The following is a 12,460-nucleotide window of genomic DNA, read 5'->3' as shown; positions in this document are numbered from 1 at the left end:
TCGTTAAGCCCTAAATATTGGCTCTATCTACTGATTTAGAGCAGATGAAGTATTGTTGTTTTTTATTCATATAAAAACCATTTTGGTTGATCAATTTTTGATCTTTTGGTGGATATCCTTTAAAATCAACATGTTAATCATGAGTGACTTAAGCAGTGCTATTTTTAGATGGTATTACTAAATAAGTGCTACTATCTATCGAGCAGGGTATAAATACTAAAGTCTGAAAAAGCTTGTTTCGTTATCAGATTTTATTCATTCTCCCTAGCTCGTTTTGAGCGACAACGAGAATTCATCATAATAATAGGAGTATATAAATGCTCGAGACCCCTATCGCCCGAGGTATCGCTTTAGCGACTTTGGGAATGACTCTAGCCGTTCCCTCTGTATCTCAAGCTGCGTTTTTTGAAGACAGCAAAGCAACACTAGAGTTACGCAATTTCTATTTCAACCGTGATTTTCGTCAGGATACAGCCACTAAAAATAAAGCGGCTGAGTGGGCGCAAGGTTTCCTGTTGCGCTATGAGTCAGGCTTTACTGAAGGCCCAGTTGGCTTTGGTATTGATGCTATCGGCCTATTAGGGGTCAAGTTAGACAGTGGTCGTGGGGATACGGGCACAGGTCTATTACAGGTAGATAATGACGGTGATCCTAAAGACGAATACGGTAAGTTTGGTGCAACGCTGAAAGCGCGTTATGCCAATAGTATATTCCGTGTGGGTACACTGATACCTAAAGTACCGGTTTTAATGTCAAACGATAGTCGTCTGTTACCGCAAATGTGGCGTGGTGCTCAATTAACCTCTACAGACATTAAAGACCTTACTATCAATATCGGACGTTTAAACCGTGAGGTTCCTCGCGATAAGAGCAGCTCTGAAAAAATTAATATGAACAATGCAGGCAAGCGAGTGACAGGAGCTAACCCTTCTGACCGTTTTGACTTTGCTAGCTTCAATTATAAATGGACCAGCAATTTATCAACCTCTTACAGCTACGCTAAGTTGGATGGTAACTATCGCCAAGACTTGCTGAACTTAATTCACACTTGGCCTATCATGGCGGGGCATTCCATTAAGACAGATTTGCGCTACGCACGTTCTACGGATGATGGCCGTACCAACGTGGATAACGATGCCATGGGCGCTATGTTTACCTACCAAATGTACAGCCATAAGTTCAGCTTAGGCTTGCAAAAAATGACCGGAGATACTGGTTTTGCCTATCTAGGGATTTCAGATCCCTACTTGGTCAACTACGTTCAAATTGGTGATTTCGCCAACGCGGATGAAAAATCTTGGCAGCTGCGCTATGACTACGACTTTGCTGCTTTGGGTATTCCCGGTTTGACCTTCATGACTCGTTACCTCAGTGGTCATGATATTGATCGCGGTGTTAGTCGTAAGGGAAAAGAGTGGGAACGTGACACCGATATCGGCTATGTCTTCCAGGATGGTGTGCTGAAAAACCTAGGTTTCAAATGGCGTAATGCTACTTTCCGTAGCAATATGACCGGTAATGATATCGACGAAAACCGTGTGATTGTCAGTTACACAGTGCCTTTGCTCTAAATTGAATCAATTTTCGGCTTAAACAAAAAGCCCGGATCTCGTAAAGATCCGGGCTTTTTTTTGTTGCTGGGTCTATCTGACGGGATAATTAATGAGCGAGGTCGCCATCGGCATACTTTAGTGGAGTTTCCGGTTTTTTGTGAGAAATAATCTCATTTGCTGGTATTTATATATTATTTTTTTGACATTGCTTTGTTTTTTTATGTCTTTTTGTTCGTATTTGTTTCGATTTAACCTTGCTGGTGGGAGTGGGTACTGTAAAAGCTTAGGAGCACTTTTGATGCCCAATGTTGCAAATTGATTTATGAGTTATTATCTTAGTATAAATTTTTTATAACCGTGAGGAGATAAAAGCTCGAGAACGGATACTCAAAAGACGAAAAGCAACTCTCTAAATTGGTTTTATATAAAAGTTGTTTTTCTTGCCTTTGCTGTCATTAAGAGATAATTAAACATGTCATTAGCCAAAGTAAAACGGCAATTTGAGCATGGGTCTGATAAAAAAAATAAAAACGAGCCTACCGAAGATACTGTTACTATCCTGCAATCTGCACAACCTTTTTTAAAAGCAGAAGTACGTATAGAGAGAAAACAGAATAAAACTATAATTATTAAAGATTATAGTCATTATGCAGGAACTATTTGGGCTCCTGTCGCACGGTATTTAATGCGAAGAGAAGCCAAAGTGCTTCAAAAGTTAAAAGGTTGGGCTCATGTACCTGACTTTCTTAGTTTCAATGGCCAGTACGCTTTTAGCATGGAATATGTTGAGGGGCGTAGAGTTAACCGTGTAGAGCCCTCTTATCCGGCTCATTTCGTTACCTTGCTACGGGTTGTTGGTGAGTTACACCGCAAAGGTGTATTTCACAATGATCTGCGTAGTACCAATATTTTGATTAGTGATCAAGGACGATTAGTTCTTATTGACTATGGTGCCTCGTTAATTGTACCGAACTGGAAAATATGCTCTCCAGTGCGGCGCGCATTACGTGCGCTTAATTTGGCACGTATCGTTAAGTTAAAGAAGCAAATATCGACACAACCTTTAACACAGGTTCAAAGCCGTTTGTTACTGGTGCGGCGTTGGTTTATCCGAGTTCGTACTCCCATAGGATATGTACGACGTTTTATTAAGAGAATTCAGATTGCTTGCACTAAAACTAAGGGGCCAGAATCAGCAGACATAGACAAGTCTGTTAAGCAGTCATCAGCTTATAAGCTATACTTTTGGCATGATAGGAACGGGAAAGAGCGAAATTCTTATGCGCAAGAGTCTCAAAAAGCTTTACTGAAGCGTCATTCAGCTTAGTCGTTACTCTATATGTACGGCAAGCATCTGTGGTTCTAGGCAGTTGAGTTTTCTAGCGTTAGAGAAGGCGTTCAATCCATAGAGATGTTACATTGGCAGACTCTGGTTCAAAGGAGAGAAAAAGATGCGCAACGTATTGATTGCATTTGATGGTTCAGCCAGTGCTCATCGGGCACTCCAGTATGTGATCGACTTTGCTAAAGAACATAAAGCCAGCCTAGAGGTGCATGTGCTGAATGTGCAGCAAGAGCCAGTGATGTTCGGTGAATACGTTACCGTGGAAATGATTGATCAAATGACTCAGGGGTTTTTATCTAAGGGCTCTGAGATCGTGAAAGAAGCTAGCAATTATGTTGAGTCCGCCGGTCTGTCCTGCAAAACCCATGTGATGCTGGGGAATGTGCCAGAAAAAGTGCGGGAAACAGTGACTCAGTTAGGCTGCGATACGGTGGTAATGGGAACACGAGGTTTGGGAAGTCTGAAAGGTCTGTTGCTTGGCTCTGTGGCCACTCAGGTGATTCACGAAGTACCGGTTCCGGTTGTGCTCGTTAAGTAAGGTGGTTCGCGAATTGTCAGAGCCTGGTTTAAGGCTCTGACAGTTCGGGTTAGATCAGGTGTCTTGGTGGGTGCTAATCAGACTACCCATATCCATACCTCGGAACATACTGCACCGCTCAAAAACCTCTAGGGTGGGTAGGACAGATTTGTGATGGCAGTATTTAGACACTAATTTTGCTAAGCCTTTGATGTCACGGCCACTGGCCTTAGGGAATAGCTCAGCTAAGGTGTCGACCATCTTGGGTTCGATGGATAGGCCGAATTGTTCCGTCATCACCGCCCATATTTTGCGCCGATCCTCTAGGTCTGGTTGGTGATAGCGAATCAAGGCAATACAACGCGACACAACGGCCTCGTCAATATCGTCCATGCGGTTGGTGGTGAGGAAGAGTAGGCCGTTGAAATACTCTAAAACCCGCAAGAATACGCCTACAACGGCATTCGCTGTCATATTGTCGTCACGGCGACGGATGTAGACATCAGCCTCGTCAATCAGCATCACCGCACCCCAACGTTGAGCGCGGGTCAGGGTTTTTTTGAGGATTTGTTCCATTTCTCCAACATTTAGCCCCAATTGTCCTGAGTGAACGCGGTACAGGGGCCGTTTGATAATCTCTGAATACACTTCGGCAGTTAGGGTTTTACCTACGCCGGGTGGGCCTGCACAGAGTACGGTGGTGCCACCGGATTTACCGTCCACAATATCGTCCATCAGCACATCCATTTCGGCGGTCAGAATGTCGATCAGGTCGGTTTGCTCAGGAGGAAGAATCAGTTTTTGTTTAAGTTCAGGCTGGTAAAGGTAAGGTTTCACGTCATCCACATGCACCCATAAGTGATGATGCAGATCGAGGTGGAACATCAAGATATAGCCGTGGATGGGTAAGGCTGAGAAGGCTCCTTCGGGCATATTGTCCCGAACTTTGGCGACCTCTTTTTCCACCCGATCATTGTATTTGACGCTGCGATCTGCTTTGCGCAGATATTTGGCGAGTACGTCTCCCGTAACCTCTAATACCAGATCGCGGTCTTTGATGATTTCTTCATCATTCACCAATTTGGCCCAGCCGCCTGAGGAGGAGAGCACGATCAGCTCTTTACGGCCCCAGTCGGTATTGCGGTGGGTGGCGGTTGGGTCTTCAGCAAAAATCCCTGTGCCTCGCCCTGAGAATTGACGGCCATACTCTGCCCGTAGCTCAAAAAAACGTTGGGTTGAGTAGTCGTAGGCTTGAATCAGTTCGGGAGTTTCTTTAACAAAACCCTTGGCCAATAAAATTTCGGGTAAGGTTTTGCCGACGATGTCTCGCTCAAATAAGGTGAGGGTCAGGGTGGTGATCTTTGCCATGGAGTTGGCTTTAAGATCCAACAAAATCCGCCCGGTTTCTTCGTCACTGGGTGGGGTAAAGTCGATGCGTGAGACTAAGTACGCAATCGGTTTGCCAGAGATGTTGAGCTTGAACAGCCAACCGCGCACGGCGTTTTGAATCAAAAACTCTGCAATGCCGGGGACTAGGTGTTCAAGATCATCCTCATCAAAACGCCGTCCACCATCAGCTAGGGCTTTTTGAATGGTGGACAGTTGTGCGGCCCGTGTTCTCATACTTGGGCCTACGTTTTCGTAGCTTTGGCGCAGGAAGTCCAGTTGTGCCAAAGACAGTTGCTCTAGCTGTATTTCGACGCGATTGCCGAATTTAAGTTGTTGCCCTAAGAAGGCAAGGTCGGGAAAACGCTCGACCAAGGCTTCGACATAGGGACGGTCTATGACCAGTTTCATCTCAGCTCATACCTAGTGCAGTGAAAATCCTTTTCATTCATACAAAATTTATGAAGTTAAAGCTATAGCGGTCGTGTTCCTCGGCACTGTGGGTACTGAGAACAACCCCAAAATTTTTTACCGAGGTTATTACCCCGTTTGGCTTGGCGCTTTTGCATGGAGGCTCCGCAACTTGGGCATTTTGGGGTGGTTTGCGTTATTTGATCGGCTGGCTTGGTGGTCTTTCTAGCCTTTGTTGAGGGTTGGGGGGCCTCAGTGGTTCCTGTGATCCACTGATTGAGTTGTGCCCCATCTATGAGGTGTAAATTTAACCCCTTAGCAAAGGTATAGGCTTGTTCTGTGAAGGTGCCACAGGTAACCACATAGCCACCAATAGCCCCTTCTGCGGCCATCACGCCGTACAGTTCGCGGACTACATTGACGCTCACTTTGAACGCCCGCCATTGTTTACATTGCACAAGGTAGGTTTTGCCTCGTTGACGTAGTACCAAATCCACGCCGCCATCGGCTCCAACTTGAGTGGGCGCTACGGAAAATCCGCGCCGTCGAAAGGTTTCCCCCACAAGCTGTTCAAACTCTTGCCATGTGATGTTTTCGAGGGTTTTACCGGTTTTGGGGTTGGCTATGGAATCAAAAAGTGCGGCGTGTACTGGATCGCCTAAATGGGGGCGGCGTATGAAGGCTAAAACAATCAGCACTAGGGGCAGAATGTAGGATAAAGGTTCTAACCATCGGCTGAGCTTTGGCTGTTGCAGTGTAGATGCGAAGACGCGAAGGTCTATGAGCTGCTCTTGGGGTATTTGGATCAATTGCTCCAATAGCCAATAGCTGCCGATGGTTAAGCCCAAACTGAGCCACCAAGGTACAAAGCAGGTCTTACCCTGTAGGCTTTGTTGCAGTCCATACAGTGTCAGGCCAGAGCCCAGCGCTGGGAGAAGGTAGCGTAGCGTGTTAAGTAACTCTTGAGATGAGGCTTGATGAGCCCAAAGACCCAGCTCCCAGAATGCTTCCTGAGCAGGCCATTTAAGCCCCAGTTGTAGACTCAAAAAAATGCCCACTGCCAGTAGGAGTAGTCCGCAGGAAAATCTAAGGGAGTTGGTACGGAAAATACCCGTTTGGAGCTGAGATTGAGTACCTGAGTTCATAAGTTTACAGATAAGGCGCGCAGCACTTTTTAAACTTTTGGCCGCTGTTGCAAGGGCATGGATCGTTACGGCTGGCTTTAAGTGGATAAGATGGATCAATAAAGAACCAACCCTGAGCCAGATGCACAAAGAGGGAGGTTTCCGCATGTTGGTGTGAGTTACCCTGAGCATCCATCCAGTTGACTCGAAAACTTATGCGAGCGTGTTGTTCCCCCAGCTTTTGAACGGACTCGACCTGTAACCCCAACCACTGGCTGGTTTGGCTCCAAGTTCGTATAGCCTCTAAATCCAAAGCAGATTGCTGAATGGGCAATGTGGTGCGTATTAGGTAATCGACATTACCTAACACATAGGCGGTGTAGCGTGAGCGCATTAAAAGCTCAGCGCTGGCGGCTGTTTGCCCTGCATGCAGTAGGCCGCAACATTGAGTAAGCAGGAGTGGTTGCCCACAAGGGCAGGGTATCTCCGACATAGCTACCACCAAAACTTACCGAACAAGGAAGGATTGGCCCAAAACTTTGCATTGAGCCAGTCTGGAGCTTGCTTGTAATCCAGTAGATCGTAACTGAATAGGGTCAGTTTCTGCTCATCACGCTGGAACTCTCCTGCATTGTGTAAGGCGAGCGCGTAAAAATCAGTAGCCTGCCACTCGGTAGCTTGTAGATCAACCAGTACGATCAGGCGACGGCTGTTGAGATTACGCAGTCCTCCCAACAGTTCTAGTCCTGTGCGTTTGGGGATGTGCTCAAGGCAGTCTGCGACTAGGGCAAGGTCATAGCGTTGGCTGTTTAACGCCGCAGGAAGGGGGACTTCGGTAGTCTGATCGAGATGACAATCATCGTGGGTCTGACAAAAAGCACTTAAGGCGGGAAGGTTACTGTGGCCCACATACAGCAAGTGTTTTGGGGCGTATTGCTCCAGCAGGGTAGCTACTGCTTGCTGCGGGGTACAGGCCGTATTGCTCACTCAGTTCATCCTCAAGGTAAATGCGAATAGGAAATGAGCCGCAGAGGAGGTTTTTGCGTCTATGCTAAGTTAACAGAGCGCAATAAATACTGCTGTGGCGTTATTTAGAGATGGAGAATTGTAACGGTAGATACAAAATAATCTCCTTATTTTCACAGGGGGTTGGCTATAAAGAAAAGAACAAGTTGTTGATGTTTAGGTCTAATCCATTGGTTTGCCCCTCTTGAGGGCCCTAAGGGGTAGCTTTTGTGCCCAGCATGGATGGAGAAATACAGATGAAGATTCAAACTATGAAAATGGCCGCTCCCTTGCTCCTAGCAAGTCTTGTGTTAAGCGGCTGTGCGGTGCAAAAACCCAGTTGGCCTACCTGTGCTGCTATTGGTGGTGGTACAGGGGCTTTGTTGGGGGCATTAGATGACAGCAAGTCAGCGGCTTGGGGTGGTGTAGGTCTAGCAGCAATTGCGGGGGGATATTGCTGGTTCTACGCGGACAGTGATGGCGATGGCGTACTGGATCGGCATGATCAATGCCCTGATACCCCAAAAGGCCAACTCGTTGATGCTACGGGCTGTCCTGTGATTGTCCCTGTGGTTCCAGCGCCTGTACCACCACCTGCGCCATTACCCGCCCAAGAGCGCATTGTCATCCACAATCTGTTGTTTGCGGTGGATTCGGCCAAGCTTTCTCCAAAAGATATGCTGATTCTGGATGAGGCTGCCAGTCGTTTGCGTAATGAAGCCACCTCAACCCGTTTAGTTATTACGGGGCACACGGATAATACGGGAGCTGAGGTTTATAACCAGAAACTCTCAGAACGCCGAGCTCAAGCCGTTGCGGATTACCTAATCCAAGTGGGGATTCCAAGGGCCAGTATCGTGCATGTGGGGGGCATGGGTGAAGCTCGTCCCATCGCGGATAACTCTACGCACGAAGGCCGTCTTTATAACCGTCGAGTAGAAATCGACGTACAGCGCTAGTTTCTTTTAGATAGGCAACTGATCTAAGCCCGGTGTTTATACATCGGGTTTTTTTCGTCCTGATGATTCACAGGCTATCATAGGAATCTTTTAACCCTTGGGACTCTGTTGGCGTACATGCTCAGCTCCGAACTTAAAGCCTGTATTCAAGGCGCTTATCGTCATTTTTTAGAGTCCAAGGGATTACGGCCTCGTTATGGTCAACGGCTGATGATTGCCGAGATCGCAAAAACCTTGGGGGGTATAGAAACCGACGAGGAAGGTCAGCGAACCAGTGACCCTGCCATCGTTGCTGTGGAAGCCGGTACAGGTACGGGTAAAACCGTAGCCTACGGATTAGCCGCCATCCCCATTGCCCAAGCGGCCGAAAAACGGCTAGTAATTTCTACTGCTACCGTGGCCTTGCAAGAACAGATTGTGCATAAGGACTTACCCGACCTGATGCAACACAGCGGTTTAAGCTTTAGCTTTACCTTGGCCAAGGGGCGCGGGCGTTATCTGTGCGTGTCGCGACTGGATGTGCTGTTGCAAGACTCCCAAGCCCAAAATGCGACCGCCCAGCTTTTTCTGGAGGAAGGATTTCGCTTAGAGGTGGATGAGAAACGCCTTGAGCTGTTTACTCAAATGTTAGAACAGCTCTCTACTAACCGTTGGGATGGTGACCGCGATAGCTGGCCACAGAGTATTGAAGATGGGGTTTGGTCGCTGGTCACTGTAGATCATGGGCAATGTACAGGGCGTTACTGTCCTAATATTCAGCAATGCCCCTTTTATAAAGCACGGGAGGGCATGACTAAGGCGGATGTTATTGTCACCAACCACGATATGGTGCTTGCTGACTTGGCCTTGGGTGGTGGAGCGATTTTGCCAAACCCTGCGGAAACCTTTTATGTCTTCGATGAAGGGCATCATCTGCCGGATAAAGCCATTAATCACTTTGCCCACAGTGCTCGTATTCGGGCCACAGCGGATTGGATGGGCCAGTCTGAAAAACAACTGAGCCGACTGTTGGCCCAACATGCCTTTCCGGGGGAAACGGGGCGGATATTGGAGCGCTTGATTGAGCAGCTTAAAGAAGGCCGGACGGTGCAACAGACTTTACTGAGTCTCTGTGAGCAGTTAGCAAATTTTAGGCCTCCAGAGTCTCCTGAAACCCAAGAGCGGCCCAGTCACCGTTTTGTCGGGGGAGTAATTCCCGATCCTTTAAAGGTTATAGGTCAAGAGCTGAAAGGGCATTTTCAGCGCAGTGCGGACAACCTTAACCGTCTCACCGATATTTTGCGCCAAGCCATGAACGGCGATATCAGTTCTGGAATTAATAGCTATCAGGCAGAGCAGTGGTATCCCTTATTTGGTGGGATGCTCACCCGCGCGCAAGCGAATACGGAGCTTTGGGGAGCCTTTGTAGCAGAGGATTCCGAACAGGGGCCACCGATGGCTCGTTGGCTGACTCAAACCGAACATCAAGACCTTGAGATACACGCCAGCCCCATTTTAGCCGCTGAAACTCTACGCCGTAGTTTGTGGCTACCGGCACATGGTGCGGTCATCACCTCGGCGACTTTGACGGCGTTAAACCGTTTTGATCGGCTGTATCAGCGAGCGGGTTTACCCAGCATGGCTGCTAGTTTGGCGGTGCCCAGTCCTTTTCAGCATGCGGAAGCGGGTCTATTGCGTGTGCCTGATCTGCAAGCCGATCCGCGTGATCAGGTTGCCCATAGTGCGGCCATTATCCGTGAGTTGCCCAAGTTGTTGGAGGAAGCGCGTGGCGCGCTGGTGCTGTTTTCCTCACGGCGGCAGATGCAAGAGGTGTTCACAGGGCTAAATGAGGTTTGGCGTAAACGAGTGCTGGTGCAGGGCGACCTGTCCAAGCAAGAAACCCTGAACCGCCATAAAGCCCGTGTAGATAACCATGAACCGAGCGTGCTTTTTGGATTAGCCAGCTTTGCCGAAGGTATCGACTTACCGGGGGCTTATTGTGAGCATGTGGTAATTGCCCGCATTCCTTTTGCGGTACCTGATGATCCGGTCGAGGCTGCTTTGGCCGAATGGATTGAGGCGCGGGGTGGTAATCCCTTTATGGAGATTACTGTACCCGATGCCTCATTAAAGCTGGTGCAAGCCTGCGGTCGTTTACTGCGTTCGGAGCAGGATCGCGGAACCATCACGCTATTGGATCGGCGGGTGGTGACTCAGCGTTATGGCCGAGTCATTTTGGACAGTCTGCCGCCGTTTCGCCGTGAGATCAGCTAGCTTTTGCGCTTTTTAAGCTGCTCACGCAGTTGGCTGGGTAATTGACGGATGATTAGCACCTCACGGCTGTCGTCGTACTCCACCTGTGACCCGAGCAGGTGAGCTTCAAAGCTGATGGATAGGCCATCAGCCCGCCCGCTGATGCGCCTAAATTGGCTTAGAGTGCGCTTATCGGCTGGGATTTCTGGAGCCAATCCGTAATCGCTGTTGCGGATGTGCTGGTAAAAGCCCCGTGGCTGTTCCTCGTCCAATACCTCGGACAGTTCCTCTAGGCTAATGGGCTGGCCAAGGCGCGCTTGAGTACTGGCGTAATCCATCAAAGCCTCGGTTTTTTCCCGTACCTGTTGCTCGGGAAGGTCGCTGCTGTCCACATAATCGCTGAACGCTTTGAGCAGGGTTTGGGTTTCCGTGGGTGCATCCACACCTTCCTGACAGCCGATAAAGTCGCGGAAGTAGTCCGATACCTTGCGCCCGTTACGGCCCTTAATAAAGGAGATGTACTGCTTGGATTGGGCGTTGTTTTGCCATTCGGACAGGTTAATCCGCGCCGCTAAGTGCAGTTGGGATAAGTCCAGATGCTCGCCCGTTACCAATTCTAAGGACTCGCTGATGCCGATGCCCTGTGTTTGATGCAAAAGGGCAGTGATTAGGTACTCGGTCATCCCTTGCAGGTAGTGGGCAAACAACACATGGCCACCGGTGGCGAGGTTGGATTGTTCCATTAAAGCCTGTAAATGCTGCACTGCTTGAGTGGTAAAAGCGGGAAAGTCCTGCGACTGAGCTAAATAAGCTTCCAGCCAGCCCTTAAAGGGATAAGTTTGGCTTTCTTCCTGAAAGTAACCCCAACCCTTGCCCGGTTTGGCGTTGTAGCTGTCGTTCAGATCAGCTAACAGATATTCGATGGCCTCAGATTGGGCCAGCTCGGCTTCACGGCGATGCAGGATAGCAGGGCTGCCATCAGGTTTTTTGTCGATAAAGTGCAGGATGCAATGGTGAATGGGCATGGGAGGCTCACAGAGGTAAAAACGCGACCTACAGTTTACTGGATGGCGGCACAGAAGGGCGGGCATCTCCTATAATCCGCTCCTTGCTGACGAGGAGTGCGCCCCATGATGACCATTGACGAACAACGCTTTGGCGGCATTGCCCGTTTGTACGGACGGCAAGCCTTAGAACGCCTAGCAGCTTCCCATGTAGCGGTGGTGGGCATCGGTGGGGTAGGTTCTTGGGCCGCGGAAGCACTAGTACGCACAGGGGTGGGCGAAATTTCCCTGTTTGATCTGGACGACATCTGCGTCACCAATACCAACCGTCAACTGCATACCCTGTGCGACAACATTGGCCGCCCTAAGGTAGAAGTGATGGCCGAGCGGCTGCGGGCCATCAACCCGCACTGCACCGTACATGCCATTGCCGATTTTGTGACCCGTGAAACTCTGCCCGAACTCATTACCGAGCGATTGAATTTTGTTATCGACTGCATCGACAGCGTAGCGGCCAAAGCGGCGCTGATTGCTTGGTGCAAAAGGCGCAAGATTGGCATTGTCACCACCGGCGGAGCAGGCGGGCAAATTGATCCCACTAAAATCCAAATCCTTGATCTAAATAAGACGTTTAATGATCCCTTGGCGGCTAAAGTGCGGGCCACCTTGCGCCGTGATTACAATTTCTCCCGCACACCGGGCCGCCACTACAGCGTGCCCTGTGTGTTCTCTAGCGAGCAACTGCGTTACCCCAAACCCGATGGCACTGTGTGTCAGAACAAAAGCTTTGTTGGGGAGGGCGTTAAGCTGGATTGCGCTGGAGGTTTTGGGGCAGTGACGATGGTTACTGCCAGTTTTGGTATGGCTGCGGCAGCAAAGGCAGTGGAGAAGCTGGCAGCAATTAAATAGAGAAAATATGGAGTT

The 12,460-nt window shown here is 48.9% G+C and carries 11 protein-coding genes; 6 read left to right on the top strand and 5 right to left on the bottom strand.

The window, feature by feature from the left end:
- The first annotated feature begins 317 nt into the window (after window positions 1–317).
- From LX59_RS09105 to LX59_RS09095, 3 genes are all read left to right on the top strand, one after another.
- A complete protein-coding gene (locus LX59_RS09105) occupies window positions 318–1,571 on the top strand; it encodes an OprD family porin (RefSeq protein ID WP_144571550.1) in 1,254 nt (417 codons plus the stop codon).
- A gap of 454 nt (window positions 1,572–2,025) precedes the next feature.
- Window positions 2,026–2,880 carry a protein kinase domain-containing protein gene (locus LX59_RS09100; RefSeq protein ID WP_144571549.1) on the top strand — a complete coding sequence of 285 codons (855 nt, stop codon included), beginning with the start codon at window positions 2,026–2,028 and terminating at the stop codon, window positions 2,878–2,880.
- Between the two features lie 124 nt (window positions 2,881–3,004).
- Window positions 3,005–3,436: a universal stress protein gene (locus LX59_RS09095; RefSeq protein WP_144571548.1), complete on the top strand. Its 432-nt coding sequence runs from the start codon at window positions 3,005–3,007 to the stop codon at window positions 3,434–3,436.
- 54 nt (window positions 3,437–3,490) lie between these two features.
- Here the strand turns inward: LX59_RS09095 and LX59_RS09090 are convergent, their stop codons facing one another.
- The 4 genes from LX59_RS09090 to LX59_RS09075 all read right to left on the bottom strand — a co-directional run bounded on the left by LX59_RS09090 (window position 3,491) and on the right by LX59_RS09075 (window position 7,323).
- Complete coding sequence (locus LX59_RS09090) at window positions 3,491–5,212, bottom strand: ATP-binding protein (RefSeq protein ID WP_144571547.1); 1,722 nt, start codon at window positions 5,210–5,212, stop codon at window positions 3,491–3,493.
- A gap of 62 nt (window positions 5,213–5,274) precedes the next feature.
- Entirely contained in the window at window positions 5,275–6,258 is a 984-nt protein-coding gene (locus LX59_RS09085) for a restriction endonuclease (RefSeq protein ID WP_170234359.1), read from the bottom strand.
- 103 nt (window positions 6,259–6,361) lie between these two features.
- On the bottom strand, window positions 6,362–6,829 hold the full coding sequence (locus tag LX59_RS09080; RefSeq protein WP_144571545.1) for a YchJ family protein: 468 nt from the start codon (window positions 6,827–6,829) through the stop codon (window positions 6,362–6,364).
- A gap of 2 nt (window positions 6,830–6,831) precedes the next feature.
- Entirely contained in the window at window positions 6,832–7,323 is a 492-nt protein-coding gene (locus tag LX59_RS09075) for a DUF6231 family protein (RefSeq protein WP_144571544.1), read from the bottom strand.
- Window positions 7,324–7,604: 281 nt separating this feature from the next.
- On the opposite strand from LX59_RS09075, the gene LX59_RS09070 reads away from it, so the two are divergent.
- Both LX59_RS09070 and dinG read left to right on the top strand, forming a co-directional pair.
- Window positions 7,605–8,300: a PA1041 family peptidoglycan-binding anchor lipoprotein gene (locus LX59_RS09070; RefSeq protein ID WP_144571708.1), complete on the top strand. Its 696-nt coding sequence runs from the start codon at window positions 7,605–7,607 to the stop codon at window positions 8,298–8,300.
- A gap of 117 nt (window positions 8,301–8,417) precedes the next feature.
- On the top strand, window positions 8,418–10,553 hold the full coding sequence (gene dinG, locus LX59_RS09065) for an ATP-dependent DNA helicase DinG (RefSeq protein ID WP_144571543.1): 2,136 nt from the start codon (window positions 8,418–8,420) through the stop codon (window positions 10,551–10,553).
- Here the strand turns inward: dinG and yejK are convergent.
- Window positions 10,550–11,557: a nucleoid-associated protein YejK gene (yejK, locus tag LX59_RS09060; RefSeq protein ID WP_144571542.1), complete on the bottom strand. Its 1,008-nt coding sequence runs from the start codon at window positions 11,555–11,557 to the stop codon at window positions 10,550–10,552. The two genes, dinG and yejK, sit on opposite strands and share 4 nt — an antisense overlap.
- Before the next feature lie 108 nt (window positions 11,558–11,665).
- Between yejK and tcdA the strand changes: the two genes are divergently transcribed.
- The gene (gene tcdA, locus LX59_RS09055; protein ID WP_144571707.1) at window positions 11,666–12,445 is read left to right on the top strand and encodes a tRNA cyclic N6-threonylcarbamoyladenosine(37) synthase TcdA; all 780 of its coding nucleotides are present in this window, start codon (window positions 11,666–11,668) and stop codon (window positions 12,443–12,445) included.
- Window positions 12,446–12,460: the final 15 nt, after the last annotated feature.

It is taken from the genome of Azomonas agilis (assembly GCF_007830255.1).
Lineage (GTDB): Bacteria > Pseudomonadota > Gammaproteobacteria > Pseudomonadales > Pseudomonadaceae > Azomonas > Azomonas agilis.
This window is presented reverse-complemented; position numbering and strand designations above follow the sequence as displayed.

What these genes read in the sequence shown, in the direction of transcription:
- LX59_RS09105 (WP_144571550.1), top strand. Translation starts at nt 318, where the DNA reads ATGCTCGAGACCCCTATCGCCCGAGGTATCGCTTTAGCGACTTTGGGA.
- LX59_RS09100 (WP_144571549.1), top strand. Translation starts at nt 2,026, where the DNA reads ATGTCATTAGCCAAAGTAAAACGGCAATTTGAGCATGGGTCTGATAAA.
- LX59_RS09095 (WP_144571548.1), top strand. Translation starts at nt 3,005, where the DNA reads ATGCGCAACGTATTGATTGCATTTGATGGTTCAGCCAGTGCTCATCGG.
- LX59_RS09090 (WP_144571547.1), bottom strand. Translation starts at nt 5,212, where the DNA reads ATGAAACTGGTCATAGACCGTCCCTATGTCGAAGCCTTGGTCGAGCGT.
- LX59_RS09080 (WP_144571545.1), bottom strand. Translation starts at nt 6,829, where the DNA reads ATGTCGGAGATACCCTGCCCTTGTGGGCAACCACTCCTGCTTACTCAA.
- dinG (WP_144571543.1), top strand. Translation starts at nt 8,418, where the DNA reads ATGCTCAGCTCCGAACTTAAAGCCTGTATTCAAGGCGCTTATCGTCAT.
- yejK (WP_144571542.1), bottom strand. Translation starts at nt 11,557, where the DNA reads ATGCCCATTCACCATTGCATCCTGCACTTTATCGACAAAAAACCTGAT.
- tcdA (WP_144571707.1), top strand. Translation starts at nt 11,666, where the DNA reads ATGACCATTGACGAACAACGCTTTGGCGGCATTGCCCGTTTGTACGGA.